This window comes from Gordonia phthalatica (genome assembly GCF_001305675.1).
Lineage (GTDB): Bacteria > Actinomycetota > Actinomycetes > Mycobacteriales > Mycobacteriaceae > Gordonia > Gordonia phthalatica.
In genome coordinates this window covers 3281075-3306130 of sequence record NZ_CP011853.1, presented here as the reverse complement: position 1 = coordinate 3306130, position 25056 = coordinate 3281075, and the positions used below count along the sequence as shown (strand labels likewise).

Below are 25056 nucleotides of genomic sequence, written 5' to 3'. Positions count from 1 at the left end.
CGAATGCACAGGGTCGGTCACCAGCCTGTCGTACGGAGGTGCCACCCGGAGCGTCCCGATTCGGGCGACGCCTGCATGCTTGTTCATGAAAACCGCGACACGGTAGGAGAACGTCAGATGGAGTTGCGGCGTGCAGGATAAGCCGAAGCGGCCGGCGCTCGATCAGCTTCGAACCTTTGTCACGGTGTACCGGTCCGGCTCGTTCAGCGATGCTGCCCGCACCCTGCACCTCTCGCAGCCGACCGTGACCAATCACGTGGTGTCGCTGGAGAAGTGGTTCGGCACCGAACTGTTCATCCGCACCATCACCGGTGTCACGCCGACGTCGTACGCGCACGAGGTGGCGGTCAGCATCGCCGACCAGGTCGACCACATCGACCGCTACTTCTCGTCGGATGAGCACCGCCAGGCGGCGATCCGAGAGTTGCGGATCGGTGCGTCGAGGGAACTGCTAATCCCGGTGATCCTGCCCGCCCTGGCCGGTGACGCGGGGAAGCTCCCGATCCTGTCGCTCTCCTTCGACTCGTCCACCGAGCTGCTGGCCGATCTCCAGGCCGGACAGCTGGACCTCGTCGTCTCGACGATCCGGCCGCGCAGTGCCGAGATGCAGTCGTGGCCGCTGATGGACGAGGAGTTCTGGCTGGTCGCCGCTCCGAGCCTGGACATCCCGGAAGGCTCGGTCTCGCGACTCTCCACCGTCCCCATGGTCTCGTTCAATCGCGAACTGGCGATCGTCCGCCGCTTCTGGAACGCGGTCTTCGGCGCGGAGCCGCTGTTCGACGCGGTCCTGACGGTTCCGGATCTGCTCGGCGTGAAGCAGGCGGTTCTCGCGGGCTTCGGGATGTCGGTGCTGCCGAGCTACCTGGTGGAGCAGGAAGTCGCCGACGGGCGCCTGGTGCGGGTCGCGGACGACAGTGAGGCGCCGCTCAACACCGTCTTCCTGGTCGCGATGAAACCCGCTCTGCGGGCCCGCAACACGATCGCCGGGATGGCGTCGCTCCTCATCAACCGCGTGAAGCAGCACCAGCAGAGCGTGCCGGCCCTCGATCGGTGACGAGGCGATTGCGGCCGGTGGACTTGGCGCGATAGAGCGCGTTGTCGGCCCGCCGGTACGCGGTTGCCGCGTCGTCGTCCGGGTGGAGGATCGCGAGGCCGGCGGATGCCGTCATCACCGTGCCGGCGCTCGGCGCCGGATTGCTCAGCGATTCCACCGCGGCCACCATCGTGCGCGCTGTGCGCTCGATCTCGGTCACCGTGGTGGCGGTGAGAATCGCTGCGAACTCCTCGCCGCCGAGACGGTAGGCCCGCATGCCCGCCGTGATGGCGACGGCGTCGACGGCGTTCCCGATCCGGGAGAGGAGGGCGTCGCCTGCGGGATGCCCGAAGGCGTCGTTGTAGTCCTTCAACCGGTCCGCGTCGAGGATGACCACACCCCACGGCGCACTGCGGACACCGGCGACGAGTCGGCCCAGGTCGATGTCGAACCGGCGTCGGTTCGGCAGCCCGGTGAGCGCGTCGACCAGCGAGCGATGCGTCAACTCCTCCGACGTCTGCCAGTCGAGGCGCGACGCGTCCTGGACCCGCTGTGCGAACCGGGCGACGACGCCCGCCATGACGATCACGCTGAGGAGTTCGATTACGCCGTACCCCGTGATCGGCAACATGGCGAGTTCGACGACGGTCAGGGCGCCGACCAGCAGTGCCATCGCCGGCAGCAACAGGCGCAGGCGAATGCTGACGACGCCGAGACTCAAGATGACTGCTGCGGGCATCAGCATCGGCACCACGTCGTAGCCCTTCGGCAGCTGGATCACCCGCTGGATGTCCTGCGCCATCACGATGACCGCGACGCAGACGACGTAGATCTCCGCGGACCAGCGGTCGAAGCGTCGGATGAGGCTGGTCGCCAGGAACACCACTCCGGGCGGCATGATGCCGAAGATCAGGAAACGGCTGCCGATCCGGCCGGCGGCCGCCGGGATCTGCAGGACGGTGTTCTGGAAGACCAGGATCAATGCGCAGACCAGCAGGAAGGCGGCCATGATCACCTGCCGAGACCGGCGGCCGTGCGCGTTGAAGTCGGAGAGGAAACGCCGCTCCGCGGCATCGTCGTGGACGGCCGTCACCTGCTCGTGGGACGGGCGGTCGACGTCGTCGGTCTCCGGAACCGTGACCGGATCTTCGGCGAAGACGGCGCTGCGATCGCGACCGGAGGACTTGGCGCGGTACAGGGCCCGGTCGGCTTCGGCGGTGAGACGTCGCCGGATCGCGTCGAGGTCCGCGTCGAGATCGGCGGTGGTCGCGAGGCCCGTGGACAGGGTCAGCGGGGCGCCGTCGATCCCGGACGGCAGGTCGGCGTCGCGGACCGCCCGGCGCAGCTGCTCGGTGCGAGCCCGTACCTGTTCGGGTGCGGCGTCCACCCAGAAGACGATGAACTCCTCGCCGCCGATCCGGGCGACGAACTCGCCGTCCGTGGACTCTGCGGTGAGCCGCGCGCCGACCGCGGCCAGGCACTCGTCGCCGACGATGTGCCCGCGGAGGTCGTTGAGGGCCTTGAAGTGGTCGACGTCGAGGATCGCGACCGACACTGAGGAGGCGTCGCGCGCGGCGTCCCGGAAGGCGTCGCGGAACGTGCGGCGGTTCGCGAGGCCGGTCAGCGAGTTCGGTGGCGGCGAGAACGTTCAACTGCTGCCTGCGGCGCCAGGCGTTGTGGGTCATCCGCTCGAACTGGAACGACGACGCCAGCGGCACCAGGAGGATCGCGCCGCCCGCTGCCAGTCCGAAGAGCCGATTGCTGGTGACGGGGATCATCGTGAGTTCGACCGAGGCGACCGCCGCGAAGGCCGCGATGACGGTCGGCGCCAAGGTCCGGAACGGGATCTGCACCACCAGGAGTGCCGCGATCACGGCGACGGGCACGATGATCGGGACCGCGTCGTAGCCGTGGCGGAGGCATATCACGCGCGCCGCCATCAGACATCCGGTGTCGATGAAGACGGACAGGATGAACAGCTCCGTCGACCAGCGATGGACGGGGCTGTGCGGACTGCTGCTGAGCTAGCGGAGGGCGGCGGGGATCAGGACTGCGATCCCGAAGTACGTCCATGGCGGGAGCACGCTCGACGGAACGCCGAGGACGACGGCTTGGAGCAGGAGGAGCCCGCTCAGCATCACCAGCAGGACCAGCCAGAGCTCGAACTTGTTGGCACGTCCCGCTTCGACATACGAGGCGTGGAACTCGCGTTCGTCGGGACTCGGGGACCGAAATGCTCGCAACTACCGTCCTTCCACGCGCGAACCAGCGCCACCACTCTGCCCGCTGATGGCCCCCATTGCGAATCTTGGGGCATATTTGGTCCGAGGGGCCGACATCAGAATTCTTAGGCCCGGGTTGGTCGCGATCGCTGACGCGAGATCAGATGAGGCGACGGTTCCGGTCGTAGGGCCTGCCGCCGGCGGTGATGAGGCCGTAGTCGGCGCGCTCGATCTGTCCCGCGTACGACTCCAGTCGCACGGTGACGACGGGCTTCCCGGTCGCGGGATCGAACGTGGCGGTCATGCCTCCGGTCGACGCGTAATCGACGACGCGCCAGCCCTTCGGGGCGACGGCTGTGCGTTTGCCCGACGCGTCGTACAACTCCACCTGGTAGTCGTCGTAATCGCCGACCTGCACGGCGAAGCCCCCCGCGGAACGGCGCCCACCGCACCTTCACGGCCCGCTCGGGGTCGATGGCCTTCGATCCGTCGCGCGTACCCGAAAAGAACAAAGGCCGCGGGATGCGCCACTCGCGCGGATCGGTGGTGTTCGGCGTCATCCATCTGCGGTCGCGTCGAGCACCGTCGACCTCAGATCACGCGCCGGTTCGCGTCGTAGACCCGTCCGCCGCCGCCGACCACCTCGCCTCGGGTGCGGATGGTCCAGGCCTCGGTTCCGGAGTCGGGGCCGTAGGCCTTGACGCGGTCGTCATCGTCGTCGACGACGATCGTGGTCCCGTCGGTGCCGAGAACGGTCGGGACACCGAGGGAGAGTGCGCCGGACTTCGCTTCGTAGGCGTCGAACCACTGGAACGCGGTGCCGTTCTTGCCGACCTTCGGCGCCTCCAGCGATGTTGCTCTGTACGAGACGACGATCCTGGTTCCGACCGCGCCTTTGATGAACTGGGCGGGGTACATCAGCGAGACGGTGACCGCGGGTTCCCCGGTTCCGGGGTGGAAGGTCGCGGTGCGACTGCCCTTCTCGTTGACGAGGACGGGCAGCGGGGTGGCGGCGGGTTGCCCGTTGTGCGATGACGGCGAGTACTCGACGGGGAGCCATCCCTCCTCGGCGACGGCCGTCCGCTTGCCTGCCGCGTCGAACAACTCGACCTGATCTCGACCCAGGATCTTCACCGCGAAACCGCTGAGGAACGGGGCCCAGTGGAAATTCACGATGTGATGCCCGTCGACCGACTTCGAGGTGTCGCGGGTGTACACGGCGTCACCCGTCTTGATGTCGCGAACGGTGAACACCGTCCCGTCGGTCTGGCCGACGACGGGAGACCCCGGCGGAGGCATGAAGTCGAGACGACCCGACGACGACCAGAGCTTGCGTCCGGTGATGTCGTACGCCGACCCGGTCTTCTCGTCATTGCCGATGAAGACGACGTCGCCGGTGACGCTGATGTCGCCGGATTCGGGGCCGGTGAAGCGGTGGACCGTGCCGGTGGTGAGGTCGATGGTCGCGAAGGTGGAAGCGTCGACGCGGCAGACCACGGTGTTCGGGGTCTGAAAGTTCTCGCAGGCCCCGATGCCGCCCGGCCCGGGGAACGTCAGATCCCGGACGCTCTTGCCGGTCTCGGCGTCGACGATGTGCAGAACGGTGGTGTCTGCGAGGTAGTCACCGGTGGTGAACAGGGCGTAGTCGCGGGTCCCGCCGATCGGGACGGGGACGTCCGAGTCTTCGCCGGGCACGGTGAACTCCCATTTGACGGTCGACGGCTTGTCGTCGAGCGACGGCAGCGGCGTGCCCACCGGATCCTTCGTCAGATCGGCGGCGTCGTCCGAGGCGGTCACCGTCGGCGGGTTGATGTAGGTCCGCACCACGTAGACGCCGCCAGCGACGATCAGGACGCTGACGAGCGCGATGGCGCCGAGGATGATCGCGAGGCGTTTGCGGGAGCGGCGCTTCGGTGGCGCGGCAGGCGGCGGCGGCTGCGTGGGCGCGGAGAGGGCCCGCTGGAGGTCGGCTGCGAACTCCCGGCTGCTGGGGTAGCGGTCGGCGGGATTCTTCGCGAGAGCCCGCTGGAAGACCGCGTCGAGGGCTGTCGGGAGCCCCGGGCGGCGGGCGGAGATGCTCGGGACCGGCTCGTGGATGTGGGCGCGGGCGACCTCCGCCGTCGCACCGTAGGGAGCGGTACCGGTCAGCAGAAGGAACGCGGTGCAGGCCAGCGAGTACTGATCCGATCGGGTGTCGGTGGCCTGCTGCTGCAGTCGCTCCGGCGAGGAGAAGAGAGCGGTGTCGGTGGCGGGCTGTGCGTGCGCGATGCCGAATCCGGTGAGGCGGGCGTGTCCGCCGGGGGCCAGTCGGATGGTCGCGGGTGCGACGGTGCCGTGGACCAGGCCGAGTGCACCGGCCGCGTCGAGGGCGTCGGCGACCTGGCCGATCACTTGAGCGACCTGCTCGTGCGGCATCGGTCCGCTCCGGGCGACGGCGGCGAGGTCGGGGCCGTCGATGTACTCGGAGGCGATCCAGAGGCGGCCGTCGGACTCGCCGCGGTCGGAGATCCCGGCGATGACGGGGTGCCGGAGTCGGGAGACCAGGCCCGCTTCGCGGTCCAGTCGGGCACGGAATTGGTCGTCGTCCGTGAGGGGAGCGGCGAAGATCGTCAGTGCGTCGCGGTGCGGCAGCCGTGGGTCGCGTGCCAGGTAGACCTCGCGCATCCCGTCTTCCGAGAGGAGCCGTTCGATCGTGTAACCGGCGAAGGCGTCGCCGGGCTGGAGCGGGTTCATCAAATCCCCCGAACTTCGTGATCCGCCATACCGTACAGCGGGGGAATCTCGGATTCGGAATCCTGTCGATCGAGTGAATACGCATCGTCAGTGTTCTTTGTGACCGGATTCGGGTCACAGAGAACACTGTTGATTCCCGTGCTCGTCACCGGACCGCGCAGTCCGGTGATGAGCACGGCGTCGCTCGCCCGGCCCAGCCGTGGCGATTCATGATGACGCCCAGCCTGTCGGCCGTCGAGCACGACCGCACGACGGCCTGCCCCCAGCACAGTCGGATGGTGCGGTCGTCGAGATGGACGGCGGCATCGAGATCCCGCTCCATGTCGTGGAAGCGCGACAGTGCGTCGTCGTCGAAGAGTCGGCCGTCCAGTTCGACGATCAGCCCCAGTTCGGGATAGTGCAGATCGCGGAATCCGGGGCGGGCGGTCTGCGTCGGCGCCTGTCGATCGGGAGCGGGCAGGCCGTGCGCACGTTCCACCTGCGTGAGAAAGCGATGCTCGAGCACCGAACAACTGCCGCGCGCCACGTCGAGAAGGATGTCGTGCAGGAGTGTGCGCCGGCGGATGCGAGTCCGACGTTCGAGGTGGGCGAGGAGCCGCTCGGCCGTCGTCAGCCGTGCCTGCACGGGATCGGCGAGCACCGCGATCGCCGCCAGTTCGGTCGTTGCGCGAGCGGCGACGTCGAGCACCGCCTCCTCCACTCGGAGCCGCGGCGGACGCGCGTTCGGCAGGGCGTCGGCCGCGAGATCGAGGCGGTGGTGGAAGACGACGCCCGACTTCGGCACCATTCGTCGGCCGGAAGCCACGGCGACGTGGATCGGGTCGGTTCCGCCGAGTCGGTCCGCTCGCCCTGACGCGACGAGCAGTGCAGACTCGTCCCACAGTGCTGCGGGCTCTGCCGACAGGATCGCGCACCACGCGCGCTGCAACCAGGTCATCGGCCCGTTGTGCGTGATGTAGACGCCGGAATGGACCGTCACCCATTCCCCGCGGCGCAGGCGTCTGCGAATGAAGCCGGAGTCCAACCCGCACGCCAGCACCTGCTGACGCGATACCGCTCCCTCCTGTTCCCGCAGCAGTCCGATCAGTCGCGCCATTGCAATGCTGTTCTCCCCGGAGGTCCCCATGTCGGTGACCTTGCGCCCAGGACGATCGCGGCGCCGTCGATCAGGGCGGGCTGTGGATGCGTCCGGTCGTTTCGCGGGCTCGTCCACAGGTTTCGCATCGTCGGTGTTCGTTGTGACCACGATCTGGTCACAACGAACACTGTTGACGCGGAGACGGATGCGACGGTCACATCATGGCGAACTCGCTGAGCAGCCAGCGGCCGTCGACCCGGGTGAGCGTGACGCGGGTCGACGTGAAGGTCGGTTCGTTAGAGGTGCCGTTTGTGCGCGTGTGCACCTTCAAATGAGCAAGGAGTTTCGCGGTGGGCTCGTCGAGCTTCTCCAGCGCCAGTCGATCCACGGTGCACTCGGCGATCACATCGCTCTCGCGGATCACCCGACCGTTGGACTCGGACATCGCGTTCCACTGCCTCTTGGCCGGTCCCGTCAGCACCTCCGCGGTCCGGGCGAGGTCGGCGTCCCAGGTCGCCGCGGAGTAGGTGAACGGGAGACAGACGATCTCCTCAGCGCGCGTCATCACCTGGTCGGCAGCGGTCTCCGCGGACTCTGCCGGATCGAATCTGCCGGTTCCCGCCAACACGGCGACGACGACCGCTGCGATCGCGCACACGACGGCGATCGGCGCTGCGATCATCCATCCGCGGCCGTGACGAGATTCGGGCGGCTGGGGGAGGTGCGACGGTTGTGCGGCGAACGTCGGGTAGGGCGCGGGGGCTCCGGGCTGGAATTCAGACATGGTGTGCGCCTCTCACGTCGTAGGAAGTGGGGTCATCGTGCTGATCAACCAGGTTCCGTCGACCTGTGTCATCACGTACTCCATGTGGGCTGCGTCGGACGCGCCGGCTAACGACCGGGTCGTCATGAAGGCGAGGATCCGTGCGTAGTCGCCGGTCTGACTGATGACGCCGACCGCAGTCACGGTGCAGTCGATTGCGGCACCCGGCTTCTGGGACAGCAGCTTCCGAGCGTCCTCCGTCGTCGCCAGATACTGCCGTTTCGCGGCGCCGGTCAACACTTTGGCAGCTCGGGCGACGTCATCGTCGAAGCGACCGCCGTGAAATACCAGCGGGAGACAGGCGATCTCCGTCGCGCGGGCAGTCAAAGACGGATCAGGGGCGATGGGATCGGTCCTCGGTGCGTCGCGCAGGTGCGCCATGACCACGGTGGCGGCGGCCGCGATGCCCACGACGACGAAGACGACCCCGGCGATCAGCGTTGCGATCTTGAATCCGTTCCCACCCCGAGGCGGGAACGGGGGCGCGGCCGGCCCAGCGGAGCTGGGCCGGTACTGAGGACTGTTCATGGGTTCAGCGTAGGGGTGTCTCCCCGGCGAATCGGTAGTGCTCCGCGTTCCCGGCATGCGGTCGCGTCGTTAAGCGCCGGTGATGTATGACGGAGCTGCGGAGGCCCAGCCCGCGGCGGTTTCGACATCGTGTGGAGTGGAGCGCCGCTCTGATTTGGGTTCTGCCTGGCAGGGCCCTACAATATTTCAGGTTGCCTGGGTGAAGTGTGCCCCCAGGGCCCACAACTTCATACAGCTCGACGGTGCCGGCGAAAAGCCAATGGCATCGAAGGGCGTGAAAATGCACAACTATCCACTTCGTGGAAGGCCCACCAGTGCCAACCGAGAGTGATCTCGGGGACACCGCTGCATGGGAACCGCTACGAGAAAGGTTGACGGTCGAACCATGACCATGACTGACCCGATCGCAGACTTCTTGACGCGTCTGCGTAACGCCAACTCGGCGTTCCACGACGAGGTGTCGCTGCCCTCGTCGAAGATCAAGGTGAACATCGCCGAGATCCTCAAGCGTGAGGGCTACATCACCGACTACCGCGTCGAAGACGCCGAGGTCGGCAAGAAGCTCACCGTGACCCTGAAGTACGGCCCCACCCGCGAGCGCAGCATCGCCGGTCTCCGCCGCGTTTCGAAGCCGGGTCTGCGCGTGTACGCAAAGTCCACCAACCTGCCCAAGGTCCTGGGCGGCCTCGGCGTGGCCATCATCTCCACGTCGTCCGGCCTCCTCACCGACCGCCAGGCAGCAAACCAGGGCGTGGGCGGCGAAGTCCTCGCTTACGTCTGGTAGGGGAGCGAAGAACAATGTCGCGTATTGGTAAGAACCCCATCGCAATCCCCGCCGGAGTCGACGTCACCGTCGACGGCCAGGATGTCAAGGTCAAGGGACCGAAGGGCGAACTCAGCCTGACCGTCACCTCGCCGATCCAGGTTGCGGTGGAAGAGAACAACATCGTCGTCACCCGGCCGAACGACGAGCGTGAGAACCGTGCACTCCACGGCCTCAACCGCTCGCTGCTGAACAACCTGGTCGTCGGCGTCACGCAGGGCTACACCACCAAGATGGAGATCTACGGTGTCGGCTACCGCGTTCATGCCAAGGGCAAGGACCTCGAGTTCGCCCTCGGCTACAGCCACCCCGTGCCGATCGAGGCTCCGGAGGGCATCACCTTCCAGGTGGAGTCCCCGACCAAGTTCTCGGTGTCGGGTATCGACAAGCAGCTAGTCGGCCAGATCTCGGCGAACATCCGCCGCCTGCGTCGTCCGGACCCGTACAAGGGCAAGGGCGTTCGCTACGAGGGTGAGCAGATCCGCCGCAAGGTCGGAAAGACGGGTAAGTAAGACATGAGTGAATCCACTGTTCGTAAGCCCCTCGGCAAGGACGTCTCGACCCGCCGTCGCACCGCGACCAACCGTCGTCACTTCCGTCTGCGCAAGAAGGTCAACGGCACCGCCGAGCGTCCGCGCATGGCAGTCAAGCGCAGCAGCCGCCACATCCACGTCCAGGTCATCGACGACCTGACCGGCCACACCCTGGCCGCCGCCAGCAGCATCGAGGCTGACGTGCGCGCCGCCGGCGGCGACAAGTCCGCTCAGGCTGCCAAGGTCGGCGAGCTGGTCGCAGCCCGCGCCAAGGCCGCAGGCATCGAGGCTGTGGTCTTCGACCGCGGCGGCAAGAAGTACCACGGTCGCATCGCGGCTCTGGCTGACGCCGCCCGCGAGGGAGGCCTGAAGCTCTGATGTCGAACCTGCAGATGACCAACAAGATCAACGGAGGGGACTTCTGATGCCCGGACGTCAGCGTGACGGCGGAAACGGACCCGCCGGCAACAACAGCAACGACAACCGCGGCGAGCGCCGTGGACGCGGCGATCGTCGCGACAACCGCAACCGCGAGCGCGAGGAGAAGAACCACCTCGAGCGCGTGGTGACCATCAACCGCGTCTCGAAGGTCGTCAAGGGCGGCCGTCGCTTCAGCTTCACCGCTCTCGTGGTGGTCGGCGACGGTCAGGGCCTGGTCGGCGTCGGCTACGGCAAGGCCAAGGAAGTTCCCGCGGCCATCCAGAAGGGCGTCGAAGAGGCTCGCAAGAACTTCTTCCGCGTTCCGCTCATCGGCGGCACCGTGACCCACCCGGTTCAGGGTGAGGCCGCAGCCGGTGTCGTGATGCTGCGTCCGGCCAGCTCGGGTACCGGTGTCATCGCCGGTGGCGCCGTGCGTGCCGTCCTGGAGTGCGCCGGTGTGACCGACGTCCTCGCGAAGAGCCTCGGCTCGGACAACGCGATCAACGTGGTTCACGCCACCGTCGCCGCACTGAAGATGCTGCAGCAGCCTGAAGAGGTCGCCGCCCGTCGTGGACTTCCCGTCGAGGACGTCGCCCCGGCCGGCATGCTGCGCGCACGCGCCGCTGCCGCAGCCAACAAGGGAGCATAACCATGGCCGAGCTGAAGATCACCCAGATCAAGGGCACCGTCGGTACCAAGAAGAACCAGCGTGACAGCCTGCGCACCCTTGGCCTCAAGGGCATCCGCAAGACCGTCACCCGCGAGGACACCCCGATCAACCGCGGCCTCATCAACGTGGTTCGTCACCTCGTGACAGTCGAAGAGGTTTAGTCATGACCATCAAGCTGCACCACCTTCGCCCCGCACCGGGTGCGAAGACCGAGAAGACCCGCGTGGGTCGCGGTGAGGGTTCCAAGGGTAAGACCGCAGGCCGCGGCACCAAGGGCACCAAGGCGCGCAAGAACGTTCCGGCCCGCTTCGAGGGCGGCCAGATGCCGATTCACATGCGCCTGCCGAAGCTCAAGGGCTTCACCAACCGCAACCGTGTGGAGTACCAGGTCGTCAACGTCGGCGACATCTCCCGTCTGTTCCCGGAGGGTGGCACCATCGGTGTCGCCGATCTGGTCGCAGCCGGCGCCGTCCGCAAGAACGAGCTCGTCAAGGTGCTCGGCGACGGTGAGCTGACCGTGAAGGTCGACATCACCGCCGACAAGTTCACGGGCTCCGCCAAGGAGAAGATCGCCGCTGCCGGCGGCACCGCGACGCAGGCCTGAGCCTTCGCCGCATGCAGACGCATCAAACCGGTCAGGTGAGCGAAACCGGGCGACGTCACACGTCGTTCGGCCGCTCACCTGACCGGCTTTGCATCTGGGACTGTTAAAGTTTCACCCGTGGGCGTCCTCGTCGGGCGCCCGGGTATTTTTCCGAGCCGACCGCCAATGCACGATGAGGTCGCGCGTCAGCAGACGTGCGCCCACCGATACTGCGGTGCAATAGGAGGAGTTAGTGCTTTCCCCCCTCGTGGCGACCTTCAGGACGCCCGACCTGAGGAAGAAGATCTTCTACGCCCTCGGCATCCTCGTGCTCTACCGCATCGGCACGACGTTGCCGTCCCCCGGCGTGGACTTCCGCGAGATCAACCGGTGTGTGGACGCCGCGAGCCAAGGCGACTCGGGCCAGATCTATTCGCTGATCAACATGTTCTCCGGCGGCGCCCTGCTGCAGCTGTCGGTGTTCGCGATCGGCATCATGCCGTACATCACGGCCAGCATCATCGTCCAGCTGCTCACCGTCGTCATTCCGCGGTTCGAGCAGCTGCGCAAGGAAGGCCAGTCCGGCCAGAACAAGATGACGCAGTACACCCGCTACCTCACGGTGGCGCTGGCACTGCTGCAGTCGACCGGCATCGTGGCCCTGGCCGCCACCGGCAACCTCCTGCCCTCCAGCGGTGAGGACTGCCAACCCGACCAGATCCTGCAGGACACCTCGATCATCGGACTGTCGATCATCGTCCTCACGATGACCGCGGGTGCCACCATCGTCATGTGGTTCGGCGAGCTCATCACCGAGCGCGCGATCGGCAACGGCATGTCGCTGCTGATCTTCGTCGGCATCGCCGCCCGCATCCCGGCCGAGGGGCGCACCATCCTGCAGCAGCAGGGCGGCCTCGTGTTCGGCCTGATGTGCGCCGCCATCGTCGTCATCCTGATCGCCGTCGTCTTCATCGAGATGGGCATGCGTCGCGTGCCGGTCCAGTACGCCAAGCGCATGGTGGGCCGCAAGATGTACGGCGGCTCGTCGACCTACATGCCGATCAAGGTGAACACCGCGGGCGTCATCCCGGTCATCTTCGCCTCGTCGCTCCTGTACATCCCGCAGCTGATCCTTCAGCTGACCGGCGGACAGAACACCGACGGCGAAGCCGCGGGCTGGAAGCTGTGGCTGGAAGCGAACCTGATCAACCCGTCGAGCTGGTTCCACATCACGTTCTACTTCCTGCTCATCATCTTCTTCACATACTTCTATGTCGCGGTCACCTTCAACCCCGAAGAGCGCGCCGACGACATGAAGCGGTACGGCGGCTTCATCCCGGGCATCCGCCCCGGCAAGCCGACGGCCGACTACCTGAGCTACGTGCTCAGCCGGATCACGCTGCCCGGTTCGTTCTACTTGGGCATCATCTCGATCCTCCCGAACCTGTTCCTGGATATGAGCAGTGGCAGCGGTCAGAACATCCCGTTCGGCGGCACGGCATTGCTGATTATCGTGGTCGTCGGCCTCGACACCATCAAGCAAGTGAACAGTCAGTTGATGCAACGCAAGTACGAAGGGTTCCTGAAGTGAGACTCGTCATCCTCGGACCGCCCGGAGCGGGCAAAGGCACACAGGCAGAACTGATGTCGGAAGCGCTCGGCATTCCGCACATCTCCACCGGCGATCTGTTCCGCGCCAACATCTCCCAGGGCACCCCCATCGGTGTCGAGGCGAAGAAGTACCTCGACTCCGGGAACCTGGTCCCGCCGGAGATCACCGTCAACATGGTGCGCGACCGCGTCGCCGAGCCGGATGCCGCCAAGGGCTTCATCCTCGACGGCTTCCCGCGCTCCACCGAGCAGGCGGTCGCCCTCGAGGGCATCCTCGAAGAGCTGCAGGCCAAGCTCGACGGCGTCCTGTCGTTCAAGGTCGACACCGAGGTGGTCGTGGAGCGCATGCTGGCCCGCGGCCGCGGCGACGACACCGAAGAGGTCATCCGCAACCGCATGTCGGTGTACGAGGCCGAGACGGCTCCGCTGCTGGACCACTACGCCGGTCAGGTCACCGAGATCGACGCCGTCGGCACGGTCGACGAGGTGCACCAGCGCGTGCTCCAGGCTCTCGGCAAAGCCTGAGACGAGTGGCATTCCGTAAGCCGAAACCCGTCCCGTTCAAGTCGGCGGGCGAGCTCGACGCGATGGAGGCGGCCGGCGTGATCGTCGGCCGCGCCCTCGTCGCGGTCCGTGACGCAGCCAAGGCCGGGGTCAGCACCCTGGAGTTGGACGCGGTCGCCGAGGCCGTGATCCGCGATGCGGGCGCGGTGCCCTCGTTCAAGGGCTACCACGGTTTCCCCGGGTCCATCTGCAGCTCGGTCAACGACGTCGTCGTCCACGGCATCCCGTCCAAGGACGTGGTGCTGGCCGAAGGGGACCTGGTCTCCATCGACTGTGGCGCCATCCTCGACGGCTGGCACGGTGACTCGGCGTGGACGTTCGGCATCGGCAAGCTCAGCAAGGCGGATCAGCAGCTCAACGAGGCGACGCTGATGTCGCTGGAGGCAGGCATCGCCGCGATGATCCCGGACAGCCGGCTCACCGACGTCTCCCACGCCATCGAGCTCGGCACCAAGAGCGCCATCAAGAAGTTCGGACGCAAGTTCGGCATCGTCGACGGCTACGGCGGTCACGGCATCGGACGTGAGATGCACATGGAGCCGTTCCTCTCGAACGAGGGCAAGCCGAACCGCGGGCCGCTGCTCGTGGTCGGATCGACTCTCGCGATCGAGCCGATGCTGACGCTCGGCACCGAGGACACCACCGTCCTGGAGGACGACTGGACCGTCATCACCGACGACGGCACCCGGGCCGCGCACTGGGAGCACACCGTCGCCGTGACCGAGGACGGACCGCGCATCCTGACACCGCGTCCCTGACGTCAGGCTCTCCACCGTTTCGACCCCGCTCGGCCCGCAGGCCGGTCGGGGTCGAACTCTTTGTGGCCACGCTTTGGCAGCGAACCCCCGCCTGCCGCGTCGCGGGGCCTACGATGCAGCAAGGAGGTCGCCGAGGCGACGCGCGGTGCGAGAAGGGATGGGCCACACGGCATGAGCGACAACGAGACGGACGTCAAGCCCGCGGGCAGCGGCTTCCGGTGGCGTCATCGGTTCACGGTGCTCGGCGTCGCGGTGGTCGTGATCGCGGTGGTCGCCGTCGTCTTCTTCGTCATCAAGGACGCCGATGAGCCGAGCAGCGGTGATCGGGGGGATCGGGCCGCGGTGGAAGCGGTCTACAACCAGTTCGCGAAGGCCGTGCAGTCGTCGGACATCGCGTCCGCGGGTATCTGCGCCGACCGGTCCGAGCCGAAGGGCAAGCTGACGCAGACGACCGGGATGATCGGCGGCATCGGCACCGCGGGTAGCACGATCCGGGTCAACATCGCGTCGATCACCGTCAAGGGCGACGCGGCGAACGTCGACGGCTCGCTCAACACGATGGGCACCAATGTGCCGCTCCCGCTGGAACTGCGGAAGGTCGACAACGCCTGGTGCGTCTGGAGCTGATCAGCGGAGTTCGGGGTGACCAGCCGATGGTGACGGCGAATACCGAAGATCTGTGGACGACCGTCGGCGGACGGCGCCGGCCACCAGGACGGCGGCGGTGAGCCAGACGTAACTGTTGCCGACCAGGTGCTGCCACCACGTCCAGGTCAGCTCGGCGTCGTGGCGCGCGGGCATCAACCAGTGCGGTCCGACCGCGAACACGACGAGGGCCAGGGTCCAGGCGGCGGCGAACGGCGGGCCCACGCGGAGGGTGACGACCGCATAACCGGCCACCATGAGGGCCGGTGCCGCCCACACCCAGTGGTGCGACCAGCTGACCGGCGAGATCAGCAGGATGACGGCGGCGTTCACCAGTAGCGCGAGCACGCTGCCGACTCCCACCGCGTCACGGTCTTCCGCCAGCAGCCGGTGCATCCACACCGCGGCGACGGCGACGGCCGCAGCGGACAGTCCCAGCCACAGGAGGGTCGACACCGAATCGGGGAGCCCGAATCGGAAGATCGCGCCCTTGATGGACTGATTTCCCGCGAAGTACGGCGCACCGATGCGACCGGTCTCCCGCAGCGTGTGGAACCAGTACTGGACGGAGTCCGACGGCGAGATGAGCCAGGCCAGGCCGATGGATCCGACGGTGCCTGCCAGCAGCCAGCCGACGGCCCGCCAGTCGCGGCGCAGCACGAAGTAGAGCAGGAAACCCGCGGGAGTCAGTTTGATCGACACGGCGATGCCGATGAGGAGCCCGCGGGGCCACCGGGGGTGACGGCACAGGACGTCGAACACGACCATCGCCATCAGAATCATGTTGACCTGGCCGAAACCCAGGTTCTCCCGGACCGGCTCGAGGAACGTGAAGACACTGGTCAACGCGATGACGATCGCGACGCGCAGGGGCGGATCGGTGCGGGGCGTGAGTCGGTCGAGGATCATCCACAGACTGACCGCCAGGGCGGCGAGGGTGGCCGCGAACATCAGGACGTCAGCGAGTGTCACCGGCATGATCGCGAACGGGGTGAACAGCATCGCGGCCAGCGGGGGATAGGTGAATGGCAGGTGCGTGCCGTCGACCGAGGGCATCGGTCCGTAGAGGGGATGGCCGTCTAGCAGGACGCGCGCACCGGTCCGGTACACGTGCAGATCCAGGTAGCTGTGCCAGACGTTCATCAGGACGCCGGCCGTCGTGGTGACGGTCAGCAGCACGATCGCGGCGAGGAGGAGGATGCGGGCCCGGCGGGACGATCCGGTCACGACAGGCGGGTTCGACACTGCGTCAGCCTAGCAATGCCGGGGGTGCGGTTCCGGAACCGCCGCTGCGCGTCAGACGTCCAGGACCAGCGTCACCGGCCCGTCGTTGACCAGGTCGACGTGCATGTGGGCGCCGAAGCGGCCGGTCTCGACGGTCGCGCCGAGCGCCCGCAGTTCGTCGACCACCGCGTCGACCAGCGGCTCGGCGACCGGGCCGGGCGCGGCAGCGTTCCACGACGGTCGTCGGCCCTTGTCGGTGTTGGCGTACAGGGTGAACTGGCTGATCACCAGGATCGGCGCGTCGAGGTCGGCGGCGGAGACCTCGCGGCCGTCATCGCCCTCGAGGATCCGGATCCGCCAGAGCTTGTCGGCGAGCTTGGCGGCCTTCGCAGCATCGTCGTCGTGCGTGACACCGACGAGAGCGACCAGACCGAGGCGTCCGTCGGAGAGGTCGAGACGCCCGACGGTCTCGCCGTCGACGGTGACGGATGCGGAACTGACCCGCTGAACGACGGCGCGCATCAGATCAGCTCGAAGACGACGTCGACGGCGGCGGACACCTGCTGCTCGCCGGCCTCGACCGGCATGGAGGCGGCGAACGCCGCCATCCGCGGCGCGGGTCCCGGACCGGCCGCGCCCTCCCGGATGGAGAGCACCGGGCCCAGCCGGACGCCGGCCAGCCCGGCGAACTGCTCGGCACGACGGCGGGCGTCGGCGAAGGCCGCGTCACGGGCAGCGGCCAGGGGAGCGGTCGGGTCGTCGACCGTCAGGGACACGCCGTGGACGCGGAGGTCGTCGCCGCCCGCCTGCGCCGCCGCGGCCAGGGCATCGCCTGCGGAGTCGAGGTCGCGGACGATCGCGGTCAGCATGTTGGAGACCTCGTAGCCGGAGATCCCCGGATCGTCGCCGGTCCGGTACTGCGGGTGCACAGCCAACTGCGCGGTGGCCAGGTCGGGGCGGGAGACGCCTGCGGCCAGCAGAGCGTCGATCACCGCGCGCATGGATGCGCCGGCCCGCTCCATCGCTGTCGACACATTCGGTTCGACGACCGCGACGCCGATCTGCAGGCGCATCACGTCCGGGACGGCGGAGGCCTGCCCCGAACCGGTGACGGCGACGGTGCGATCCGGGCTCACAGGTTCTCCACCGCATCCTTGGCGATCAGGGCGGTGAACCAGCCGACCACGGAGACGACGATGGCACCGAAGACCGCGGACCAGAAGAAGTCGTCGACCACGAGGCCGATGTCGAAGACGTTGTGGGTCAGCCAACTGGTGATCACCAGCATCAGCGCGTTGATCACGATGTGGACCAGGCCCAGAGTGAGGATGTACAGGGGAATCGACAGGATCTGGATGATCGGCTTGATGAAGCCGTTCACGAAGCCGAAGACCACGGCCACCAGGAAGACGACCCCCACTTTGGTCCACCAGTTGTCGATGTCGCCGAACTCGAAATCGACTCCGGGCACGATCAGCGTGGCGATCCAGAGGGCGAGGCCGGTGAGGCCGCTGCGGATGATGAATGCGCGCATGTGTCCAGTCTGTCACTTCGTTTGGTGAGACGCCCGGACTGGCGTAAGATCGAACGTCGGTGCGTCGTGCGGTCACGCGTGCCTGCGCCCGGAGCTTGATGCACCGGACTCAGGGGGCCGTTCGTACCGCCACCGTAGCGGATAGACGAAGCAGAAGTCGGTAGACACGGGAAAGCCGGGTCGCCGGAGAATCGCGGAGGATATGGCGAAGAAAGATGGGGCCATTGAGGTCGAGGGTCGCGTGGTCGAGCCCCTGCCCAATGCGATGTTCCGCATTGAGCTGGAGAACGGACACAAGGTTCTTGCCCACATCAGTGGCAAGATGCGGCAGCACTACATCCGCATCCTGCCCGAGGATCGCGTCGTCGTAGAGCTCTCGCCCTACGACCTGGCGCGCGGACGCATCGTCTACCGGTACAAGTAACCTTCGTGCGGGTGGTATCGCGGCGACGCGTCGCTTCGTGCTGCCCGGGCAATGGCACTCGCCACAAGAAGATACAAGGGAGAAGCTGACGTGAAGGTCAAGCCGAGCGTCAAGCCGATCTGCGAGAAGTGCAAGGTGATCCGTCGTAACGGACGAGTCATGGTGATCTGCGAGAACCTGCGTCACAAGCAGCGTCAGGGCTGATCGACTTCTTCAAGGTCGCTTGAAGACACACAACTGAATACCGAAGAAGCACTCCCAGCACCAGCGATCGCAGACGCGCGGTCGCCGACCCCCGGTTCAGAGGCCGGGGCCTGGCGCAGAGTCCAGGACGGACTGGGAGCAGACCTCTGAGAATGTAAGGAACCGCCACATGGCACGTGTTGCAGGTGTGGATCTCCCCCGCGAGAAGCGGCTGGAGATCGCGCTCACCTACATCTACGGAGTGGGTCGTACCACTTCGAAGGAAATCATCGCCGCGACCGGCCTCTCGGCCGATCTGCGCTCCAAGGATCTGACCGACGCTGACGTCGCGAAGCTCCGCGAGTACATCGAGGCCTCGGTCAAGGTGGAAGGCGATCTGCGCCGCGAGGTGCAGGCCGATATCCGCCGCAAGATCGAGATCGGCTGCTACCAGGGTCTGCGCCACCGTCGCGGCCTGCCGGTCCACGGTCAGCGCACCAAGACCAATGCCCGTACTCGTAAGGGCCCGAAGAAGACCATCGCCGGGAAGAAGAAGTAATGCCACCCAAGTCACGTAGCGCTGGCCCCAAGAAGGGCACCCGTCGTCGCGACAAGAAGAACGTCCCGCTGGGCCACGCCCACATCAAGTCGACGTTCAACAACACCATCGTCTCGATCACCGACCCCGAGGGCAACGTGATCAGCTGGGCCTCCTCCGGCCACGTCGGCTTCAAGGGCTCGCGCAAGAGCACCCCGTTCGCCGCGCAGCTCGCCGCCGAGAACGCTGCCCGCAAGGCGCAGGAGAACGGCGTCAAGAAGGTCGATGTATTCGTCAAGGGACCGGGCTCGGGTCGTGAGACCGCCATCCGGTCGCTGCAGGCAGCCGGCCTCGAGGTCGGCACCATTTCCGACGTGACCCCGCAGCCGCACAACGGCTGCCGTCCGCCCAAGCGGCGCCGGGTCTAGCGGGAAAGGGAGGAAGAAAGAACTATGGCTCGTTATACCGGCCCCGCAACCAAGAAGTCCCGTCGTCTTCGCGTCGACCTGATCGGCGGCGACCAGGCGTTCGAGAAGCGTCCCTACCCGCCCGGCCAGCACGGTCGCGCGCGGATCAAGGAGACCGAGTACCTGCTCCAGCTGCAGGAGAAGCAGAAGGCTCGCTTCACCTACGGCGTCATGGAGAAGCAGTTCCGTCGTTACTACGAGGAAGCCAACCGTCGCTCCGGCAAGACCGGTGACGTGCTGCTGCAGATCCTCGAGTCGCGTCTGGACAACGTCGTCTACCGTGCCGGTCTGGCTCGGACCCGTCGCCAGGCTCGCCAGATGGTCAGCCACGGTCACCTGACCGTCAACGGCGTGCGCGTCGACGTGCCCAGCTACCGCGTCAGCCAGTACGACATCATCGACGTTCGCCCGAAGTCGCTGCAGACCACGCCGTTCCAGATCGCCAAGGAGACCCTCGGCGAGCGTCCGGCTCCGGCTTGGCTCCAGGTGGTTCCGTCGACGCTGCGCATCCTCGTGCACTCGCTGCCCGAGCGTTCGCAGATCGTCGTGCCGCTCACCGAGCAGCTCATCGTCGAGTTCTACTCGAAGTAAGCAACCTGCTGAGCAGCAACAGCTGCTCGGTCCACCTCGAGGCCGTCAAATAGCGGACGGTCGAAGGAGAATCCCACCACATGCTCATCTCACAGCGACCTGGTCTGTCCGAAGAGGTCATCGCCGAGAACCGCTCGAAGTTCACCATCGAACCCCTCGAGCCGGGCTTCGGCTACACCCTGGGCAACTCGCTGCGGCGCACGCTGCTCTCGTCCATCCCGGGCGCGGCAGTCACCAGCATCCGCATCGACGGCGTCCTGCACGAGTTCACCACCGTCCCCGGCGTGAAGGAGGATGTCACCGACATCATCCTGAACCTCAAGGGTCTTGTGGTCAGCTCCGAAGAGGACGAGCCGGTCACCATGTACGTCCGCAAGCAGGGCCCGGGCGCCGTCACCGGTGCTGACATCGTTCCGCCCGCGGGCGTCACGGTGCACAATCCGGACCTGCACATCGCAACCCTCAACGACAAGGGCAAGCTCGAGATCGAGCTCGTCGTCGAGCGGGGCCGCGGTTACGTTCCGGCCGTGCAGAACAAGGCTACCGGCGCCGAGATCGGCCGCATCCCGGTCGACTCGATCTACTCGCCGGTCCTCAAGGTGACCTACAAGGTTGAGGCCACCCGCGTCGAGCAGCGCACCGACTTCGATCGTCTGGTGCTCGACGTGGAGACCAAGAACTCCATGACCGCGCGTGACGCCCTGGCGTCGGCCGGCAAGACCCTGGTCGAGCTCTTCGGCCTGGCTCGGGAGCTCAACGTCGAGGCCGAGGGCATCGAGATCGGTCCGTCGCCGCAGGAGGCCGACCACATCGCCGCGTTCAGCCTTCCGATCGAGGATCTCGAGCTGACCGTCCGTTCGTACAACTGCCTCAAGCGCGAGGGTGTTCACACCGTCGGCGAGCTGGTTGCACGCACCGAGTCGGATCTGCTCGACATCCGCAACTTCGGTCAGAAGTCGATCGACGAGGTCAAGGTGAAGCTGCACAGCCTGGGCCTGTCCCTCAAGGACAGCCCGGCGAGCTTCGACCCGTCGCAGGTCGCCGGTTACGACCCGGCCACCGGCACGTGGGCCGATGACGCGTCGTTCGACAACGACGGTGGCGAGGATTACGCCGAGACCGAGCAGCTGTAAGGCGCTCAAGACCACCTGGTTTCAGACCTACGGACTTCCGGTCGCGAGATCGTGAGTCCCTCCTAGGAGAAAGACATGCCCAAGCCCACCAAGGGTGCCCGCCTCGGCGGGTCGGCCAGCCACCAGAAGGCGATCCTGGCGAACCTCGCCACGGCGCTCTTCGAGCACGGCCGCATCACCACCACCGAAGCAAAGGCCAAGCGGCTCCGCCCGTACGCCGAGAAGCTGATCACGCACGCCAAGGCCGGCTCGCTGGCCAACCGCCGCGAGGTCATGAAGGACATCCGCGACAAGGACATCGTGCATGCCCTGTTCGCCGAGATCGGTCCGCACTTCGCTGATCGCAACGGCGGCTACACCCGCATCATCAAGACCCTGCCGCGCAAGGGCGACAACGCCCCCATGGCAGTGATCGAGCTGGTGCAGGAGAAGACCGCTTCGTCCGAGGCCAACCGCGCCACCCGCGCGGCTGCGTCGAAGGCGAAGGCTGCCGAAGAGGCCGCCCCGGCTGACGAGGCTGCCGAGGAGACCGCTGAGGTCGCCGAGGAAGCTGCCGCCGAGACCGCTGCTGACGAAGCCGCCGACGAGGCCAAGTAACCGACTCCGCGTCGGACCGTGAGGTCCGGCGCGGACGGTGGTACTTCATGACGACACAGCCCGCCCTCATCGCTGATGAGGGCGGGCTGTGTCGTCTTCGTCTGCTGATCGGCTACGACGGCACCGACTTCTCCGGCTGGGCCACGCAGCCCGGCCGTCGCACCGTGTGCGAGACCGTCGAACAGACCCTCAGCACGGTGCTCCGGGCCCCGATCCGATTGACCGTCGCCGGCCGCACCGATGCCGGCGTGCACGCATCCGGGCAGGTGGCGCACTGCGACGTGCCCGTCGCGTCCCTGCAGGCACGATCCATCGACGGAGACCCGTCACGGCTGGTCCGACGACTCGCGAAGATGCTCCCCGACGACGTCCGGGTGAAGCGGATCGACGCCGTCTCCGCCGACTTCGACGCGCGGTTCTCCGCGCTCGCACGAACCTATGAATATCGGCTCACCGACGCCCTGTGGGGCGCGGAGCCGACGCTCGCCCGCAGCACCGCCGACTGGACGCGCTCGCTGGACGTGGACCTGATGAATCAGGCGTCCGCCGCACTCGTCGGCCTGCACGACTTCGCCGCCTTCTGCCGACGCCGCGAGGGCGCCACCACCATCCGCGAACTCCAGCGGTTCTCCTGGCTGCGCGACGGCGACGTGCTCGTCGGGACCGTGGTCGCCGACGCCTTCTGCTGGTCCATGGTCCGCTCCCTGGTCGGGGCCGTCGCCTCGGTGGGCGACGGTCGTCGGAGCGTGCAGTGGTGCACGGACCTCCTCGACGAACGTGAACGCTCCGCGTCCGTCCCGGTCGCTCAGGCGCGCGGACTGTCGTTGATGCACGTCGCGTACCCGCCCGCGGAGGAGTGGGCGGCGCGCAGCGAGGCGACGCGCGACCGCCGCGACGCCTCGGACTTGGAGTGCGAGGCGCCGCGGTCGGAGTGACAGGCGGGCTCGGTCAGCCGGCGGTGGCCATGCCGATGGCCTCGCGGAAGGGCCGGGGGAGCTCGTCGTCGGAGAGCTCGCGCAGTTCCATCGGGCCGCCGGTGTAGGAGTCCTCGCCGACGATGTAGAGGTTCTCATCGAAGGGCCAGAAGATGACGTTGCGCATCTTCAGGAGGTAGTTCTTGGACTCGTCGGCGAACGCGGCGGCGAGCGGGTTCTCCTTCAGGTAGGCACCCGGGGAGATCATCGTCAGCCAGCCCTCGATGACGATGCAGTCGTCGTCGACGAGCATGCGGTCGCAGTCGAACTCCAGGACGTGCGCGTTCATCTCGACGAGGTGCGAGTAGTAGGCGCGGACACCGTCGAGACCCTTGGGGCCGACATCGCCGGAGGCCATCTCCCAGAAGTGATAGTTGGTGTCCGGGCCGAGCGTGCCCATCAGGCCGTCCAGGTTGCCCTGGTGGTCGTAGTGGGCGTGCTCCAGCATGCGTTCGAGCATGGTGCGGTGCCGCTCATTGGTGGTCTTCTCCAGGCGCGCCTTGATGACGTCGCACAGGGCTTCTTGATTGATCTAAACCATTCGAGTTTCCTCTCGGGCTGGGGGAGGTGGATGCACTATTCAGTTGTTCGGGGCGCAGTGGGAGGGGACTGCACATTCGTGGGGCTGCTCAGGACGGCAGCAGGTGCGCGCGGTCGTGCGTGCGGAACTCGTCGGCGAGTGCGGCGGCGGCCGCGTCGTCGAGCAGTCGGTAGGTCCCGTCGATGCGGGCGTAGACAGGGTCGTCGGTGCGCCAGCCCGCCGCGCGGAGCGGAGCCTTGTTGAGCTTGCGGGTCGCGGTGAGCGGGAAGCCGTCGGTGATGCGAACGAAGTGCGGGGTCCACTTGGTGCCCATGTCGGGCTGCTCGCCGAGGAAGGTCAGGAAATCGGCGGGGTCGAAGGGGCCGTCGTACTCCAGCGAGATCATCACGCGGTCGCCGGTCTGGGGATCCGGGACCGCGTAGGCGGCCACTCCGGTGACCCCGGGGTAGCGGGCGACGATGCGTTCGAGCGGTGCGGTGGAGAAGTTCTCCGAGTCGACGCGGATCCAGTCGTTGGTGCGGCCGGCGAACCAGAAGACGCCGTCGGCGTCGCGGTAGGCGAGGTCGCCCGACCAGTAGTCGCCGTCGCGGATCTTCGCGGCGTCGGCCTCGGGGTTGTTGTAGTAGCCCTCGAAGCGGGCGCCGCCGCCGCGGGCGACGATCTCGCCGATGGCCTCGGAGCCGTTCAGGAGGGAGCCGTCGGCGTCGAACCGGGCGTCGGGCACCTCCTGACCGTTCGGGTCCAGGATCACCATGCCGAGCATCGGGTTCGGCTTGCCGAGCGCACCGCGCGGGGTGGTCTCGTCGCGCACGATGACGCAGACGCCCTCCGACGAGCCGTACGACTCTGTGATCGGAACGCCGAAGCGACGGGTGAACTCCTCGCGGTCGCGCGCGGAGGCCTCGGTGCCCCACCCGAATCGCAGCTGGTTGTCCTTCTCCTCGGGCTTCTCGGGCTGCGCCAGGATGTACGCCAGGGAGCGTCCGACGTAGTTGAAGAAGGTCGCCTTGAACCGTTGGATGTCGGGCAGGAAGCCGGACGCGGAGAACTTGCTGCGGAGGGCGTAGGTGCCGCCGACCGCGGCGATCGGCGCCCAGGCGCTCATGATCGCGTTGCCGTGGAACAGCGGCATGGCGTTGTACGCGACGTCGTCGGGCGTGATGCCGTGGACGTTCAGCACACCGATCGCGGCCAGACGCGCGGAACTGCAGCGAACCGCCTTCGGGGCACCGGTGGAGCCGGAGGTGAACAGGAGCAGCAGGTTGTGGTTCTGGATGCTGCGGTCGGTCCAGTCGGCGGCGGTCGTGGCGGCGGCGTCGTCGAGGAGCGCGCGGTAGTCGTCGCCCGCGACGCGCACGACGGGGACCTCGCCCGCGATGTCGTCCACCAGGTCCAGGTGGGCGTCGTCGACGAGTACCACCTGGGTGTCGGTGCGAGTGATGTCGGTGCGGAGTTCGTTGCCCCGCCGCGTCGGGTTGACGCCGACGATCGTGGCGCCGGCGAGGGCGGCGCCGCCGATGAGGAACAGGTATTCGGGCTCGTTGTCCATCAGGACGCCGACGTGCCACGGCGCTTCGCCCGGCGCCTCGGCGCGGAGAGCGGTGAGAACGGCCGCGCGGATCGCGCACTCGGCGACGTACTCGCGCCAGGTCCAGGCACGATCCTGGAACAGGAGCGCGGTCGCGTCGTCGTCGCGGCGGTCCTGCAGGAGGTCGGCGGTGGTGACCGGTGATGGGCTGTCGGCGTCAGTCATCTTCGCTCCGAGTTTCGTTGTTCGATGAAACGAAATGTAGTGTTCAACTGTGATCTGCGTCAAGCGGTTCAGG

At 67.1% G+C, this 25056-nt stretch carries 33 protein-coding genes; 20 read left to right on the top strand and 13 right to left on the bottom strand.

All coding sequences use genetic code 11. The annotated features are described in order from the left end of the window. The first annotated feature begins 130 nt into the window (after positions 1 to 130). Positions 131 to 1054, top strand: coding sequence for a LysR family transcriptional regulator (locus ACH46_RS15530; protein ID WP_082399708.1), 924 nt, complete (start codon positions 131 to 133; stop codon positions 1052 to 1054). On the opposite strand, the gene ACH46_RS15525 is transcribed toward ACH46_RS15530, so the two are convergent. After that, on the bottom strand, positions 1005 to 2657 hold the full coding sequence (locus ACH46_RS15525) for a GGDEF domain-containing protein (protein ID WP_226995880.1): 1653 nt from the start codon (positions 2655 to 2657) through the stop codon (positions 1005 to 1007). The genes ACH46_RS15530 and ACH46_RS15525 overlap by 50 nt on opposite strands. 8 nt (positions 2658 to 2665) lie before the next feature. On the opposite strand from ACH46_RS15525, the gene ACH46_RS15520 reads away from it, so the two are divergent. Beyond that, positions 2666 to 2941 (top strand): hypothetical protein, encoded by a 276-nt coding sequence (locus tag ACH46_RS15520; RefSeq protein WP_157851070.1) that lies wholly within the window; start codon positions 2666 to 2668, stop codon positions 2939 to 2941. A gap of 116 nt (positions 2942 to 3057) precedes the next feature. Here the strand turns inward: ACH46_RS15520 and ACH46_RS15515 are convergent, their stop codons facing one another. From ACH46_RS15515 to ACH46_RS15490, 6 genes are all read right to left on the bottom strand, one after another. Continuing rightward, the gene (locus tag ACH46_RS15515; protein ID WP_062393716.1) at positions 3058 to 3276 is read right to left on the bottom strand and encodes a hypothetical protein; all 219 of its coding nucleotides are present in this window, start codon (positions 3274 to 3276) and stop codon (positions 3058 to 3060) included. Between the two features lie 139 nt (positions 3277 to 3415). Beyond that, positions 3416 to 3673 carry a hypothetical protein gene (locus ACH46_RS15510; protein WP_062393715.1) on the bottom strand — a complete coding sequence of 86 codons (258 nt, stop codon included), beginning with the start codon at positions 3671 to 3673 and terminating at the stop codon, positions 3416 to 3418. Positions 3674 to 3846: 173 nt separating this feature from the next. Next, positions 3847 to 5988, bottom strand: coding sequence for a protein kinase domain-containing protein (locus tag ACH46_RS15505; RefSeq protein WP_062393714.1), 2142 nt, complete (start codon positions 5986 to 5988; stop codon positions 3847 to 3849). A 145-nt stretch (positions 5989 to 6133) separates the two neighbouring features. Further along, positions 6134 to 7114: a type IV toxin-antitoxin system AbiEi family antitoxin domain-containing protein gene (locus tag ACH46_RS15500; RefSeq protein WP_062393713.1), complete on the bottom strand. Its 981-nt coding sequence runs from the start codon at positions 7112 to 7114 to the stop codon at positions 6134 to 6136. A gap of 166 nt (positions 7115 to 7280) precedes the next feature. Then, positions 7281 to 7850, bottom strand: coding sequence for a hypothetical protein (locus ACH46_RS15495; RefSeq protein ID WP_157851069.1), 570 nt, complete (start codon positions 7848 to 7850; stop codon positions 7281 to 7283). A gap of 12 nt (positions 7851 to 7862) precedes the next feature. Continuing rightward, positions 7863 to 8417 (bottom strand): hypothetical protein, encoded by a 555-nt coding sequence (locus ACH46_RS15490; protein ID WP_062393711.1) that lies wholly within the window; start codon positions 8415 to 8417, stop codon positions 7863 to 7865. A gap of 385 nt (positions 8418 to 8802) precedes the next feature. Here ACH46_RS15490 and rpsH point away from each other — a divergent pair, with 385 nt between their 5' ends. The 10 genes from rpsH to ACH46_RS15440 all read left to right on the top strand — a co-directional run bounded on the left by rpsH (position 8803) and on the right by ACH46_RS15440 (position 15006). Continuing rightward, a complete protein-coding gene (rpsH, locus tag ACH46_RS15485; RefSeq protein WP_062393710.1) occupies positions 8803 to 9201 on the top strand; it encodes a 30S ribosomal protein S8 in 399 nt (132 codons plus the stop codon). A gap of 14 nt (positions 9202 to 9215) precedes the next feature. Then, a complete protein-coding gene (gene rplF, locus ACH46_RS15480) occupies positions 9216 to 9752 on the top strand; it encodes a 50S ribosomal protein L6 (protein WP_062393709.1) in 537 nt (178 codons plus the stop codon). Positions 9753 to 9755: 3 nt separating this feature from the next. Next, positions 9756 to 10151 (top strand): 50S ribosomal protein L18, encoded by a 396-nt coding sequence (rplR, locus tag ACH46_RS15475; RefSeq protein WP_062393708.1) that lies wholly within the window; start codon positions 9756 to 9758, stop codon positions 10149 to 10151. 46 nt (positions 10152 to 10197) lie between these two features. Next, on the top strand, positions 10198 to 10842 hold the full coding sequence (gene rpsE / locus ACH46_RS15470) for a 30S ribosomal protein S5 (protein ID WP_062393707.1): 645 nt from the start codon (positions 10198 to 10200) through the stop codon (positions 10840 to 10842). 2 nt (positions 10843 to 10844) lie between these two features. Next, entirely contained in the window at positions 10845 to 11024 is a 180-nt protein-coding gene (gene rpmD, locus ACH46_RS15465; protein WP_062393706.1) for a 50S ribosomal protein L30, read from the top strand. Between the two features lie 2 nt (positions 11025 to 11026). Next, positions 11027 to 11467 (top strand): 50S ribosomal protein L15, encoded by a 441-nt coding sequence (gene rplO / locus ACH46_RS15460; protein ID WP_062393705.1) that lies wholly within the window; start codon positions 11027 to 11029, stop codon positions 11465 to 11467. A gap of 232 nt (positions 11468 to 11699) precedes the next feature. Continuing rightward, positions 11700 to 13037 (top strand): preprotein translocase subunit SecY, encoded by a 1338-nt coding sequence (secY, locus tag ACH46_RS15455; RefSeq protein ID WP_062393704.1) that lies wholly within the window; start codon positions 11700 to 11702, stop codon positions 13035 to 13037. Next, positions 13034 to 13582 carry an adenylate kinase gene (locus tag ACH46_RS15450; protein WP_062393703.1) on the top strand — a complete coding sequence of 183 codons (549 nt, stop codon included), beginning with the start codon at positions 13034 to 13036 and terminating at the stop codon, positions 13580 to 13582. The genes secY and ACH46_RS15450 overlap by 4 nt, the downstream gene beginning before the upstream one ends. Positions 13583 to 13587: 5 nt before the next feature. Continuing rightward, on the top strand, positions 13588 to 14379 hold the full coding sequence (map, locus tag ACH46_RS15445; protein ID WP_062393702.1) for a type I methionyl aminopeptidase: 792 nt from the start codon (positions 13588 to 13590) through the stop codon (positions 14377 to 14379). A gap of 171 nt (positions 14380 to 14550) precedes the next feature. Further along, positions 14551 to 15006: a hypothetical protein gene (locus ACH46_RS15440; protein WP_062393701.1), complete on the top strand. Its 456-nt coding sequence runs from the start codon at positions 14551 to 14553 to the stop codon at positions 15004 to 15006. On the opposite strand, the gene ACH46_RS15435 is transcribed toward ACH46_RS15440, so the two are convergent. Genes ACH46_RS15435 through ACH46_RS15420 form a run of 4 tightly spaced genes read right to left on the bottom strand, consistent with a single transcriptional unit; the run spans position 15007 to position 17782 of the window. Continuing rightward, entirely contained in the window at positions 15007 to 16269 is a 1263-nt protein-coding gene (locus tag ACH46_RS15435; protein WP_082399706.1) for a glycosyltransferase 87 family protein, read from the bottom strand. It abuts the gene before it with no gap. Between the two features lie 51 nt (positions 16270 to 16320). Then, a complete protein-coding gene (gene dtd, locus ACH46_RS15430) occupies positions 16321 to 16770 on the bottom strand; it encodes a D-aminoacyl-tRNA deacylase (protein WP_062393700.1) in 450 nt (149 codons plus the stop codon). Further along, positions 16770 to 17384: an SIMPL domain-containing protein gene (locus ACH46_RS15425; protein WP_062393699.1), complete on the bottom strand. Its 615-nt coding sequence runs from the start codon at positions 17382 to 17384 to the stop codon at positions 16770 to 16772. The genes dtd and ACH46_RS15425 overlap by 1 nt, the downstream gene beginning before the upstream one ends. After that, on the bottom strand, positions 17381 to 17782 hold the full coding sequence (locus ACH46_RS15420; RefSeq protein ID WP_062393698.1) for a phage holin family protein: 402 nt from the start codon (positions 17780 to 17782) through the stop codon (positions 17381 to 17383). Before ACH46_RS15420 ends, ACH46_RS15425 begins: the two co-directional genes overlap by 4 nt. A gap of 202 nt (positions 17783 to 17984) precedes the next feature. Between ACH46_RS15420 and infA the strand changes: the two genes are divergently transcribed. From infA to truA, 8 genes are all read left to right on the top strand, one after another. Then, the gene (gene infA, locus ACH46_RS15415; protein ID WP_007616247.1) at positions 17985 to 18206 is read left to right on the top strand and encodes a translation initiation factor IF-1; all 222 of its coding nucleotides are present in this window, start codon (positions 17985 to 17987) and stop codon (positions 18204 to 18206) included. Between the two features lie 90 nt (positions 18207 to 18296). Then, a complete protein-coding gene (rpmJ, locus tag ACH46_RS15410) occupies positions 18297 to 18410 on the top strand; it encodes a 50S ribosomal protein L36 (protein WP_026917227.1) in 114 nt (37 codons plus the stop codon). A gap of 169 nt (positions 18411 to 18579) precedes the next feature. After that, positions 18580 to 18948 (top strand): 30S ribosomal protein S13, encoded by a 369-nt coding sequence (gene rpsM, locus ACH46_RS15405; protein ID WP_062393697.1) that lies wholly within the window; start codon positions 18580 to 18582, stop codon positions 18946 to 18948. Next, on the top strand, positions 18948 to 19355 hold the full coding sequence (gene rpsK / locus ACH46_RS15400; RefSeq protein WP_006895581.1) for a 30S ribosomal protein S11: 408 nt from the start codon (positions 18948 to 18950) through the stop codon (positions 19353 to 19355). Before rpsM ends, rpsK begins: the two co-directional genes overlap by 1 nt. 24 nt (positions 19356 to 19379) lie before the next feature. After that, the gene (gene rpsD, locus ACH46_RS15395; protein ID WP_062393696.1) at positions 19380 to 19985 is read left to right on the top strand and encodes a 30S ribosomal protein S4; all 606 of its coding nucleotides are present in this window, start codon (positions 19380 to 19382) and stop codon (positions 19983 to 19985) included. A gap of 80 nt (positions 19986 to 20065) precedes the next feature. After that, positions 20066 to 21118: a DNA-directed RNA polymerase subunit alpha gene (locus ACH46_RS15390; RefSeq protein ID WP_062393695.1), complete on the top strand. Its 1053-nt coding sequence runs from the start codon at positions 20066 to 20068 to the stop codon at positions 21116 to 21118. 75 nt (positions 21119 to 21193) lie between these two features. Continuing rightward, the gene (gene rplQ, locus ACH46_RS15385) at positions 21194 to 21715 is read left to right on the top strand and encodes a 50S ribosomal protein L17 (RefSeq protein ID WP_062393694.1); all 522 of its coding nucleotides are present in this window, start codon (positions 21194 to 21196) and stop codon (positions 21713 to 21715) included. Positions 21716 to 21762: 47 nt separating this feature from the next. Next, positions 21763 to 22650 (top strand): tRNA pseudouridine(38-40) synthase TruA, encoded by an 888-nt coding sequence (gene truA, locus ACH46_RS15380; protein ID WP_062393693.1) that lies wholly within the window; start codon positions 21763 to 21765, stop codon positions 22648 to 22650. Positions 22651 to 22663: 13 nt separating this feature from the next. Here the strand turns inward: truA and ACH46_RS15375 are convergent, their stop codons facing one another. Both ACH46_RS15375 and ACH46_RS15370 read right to left on the bottom strand, forming a co-directional pair. After that, on the bottom strand, positions 22664 to 23149 hold the full coding sequence (locus ACH46_RS15375; RefSeq protein ID WP_226995643.1) for a nuclear transport factor 2 family protein: 486 nt from the start codon (positions 23147 to 23149) through the stop codon (positions 22664 to 22666). A gap of 169 nt (positions 23150 to 23318) precedes the next feature. Then, positions 23319 to 24983 carry an AMP-binding protein gene (locus ACH46_RS15370; protein WP_062393692.1) on the bottom strand — a complete coding sequence of 555 codons (1665 nt, stop codon included), beginning with the start codon at positions 24981 to 24983 and terminating at the stop codon, positions 23319 to 23321. Positions 24984 to 25056 lie beyond the last annotated feature (73 nt).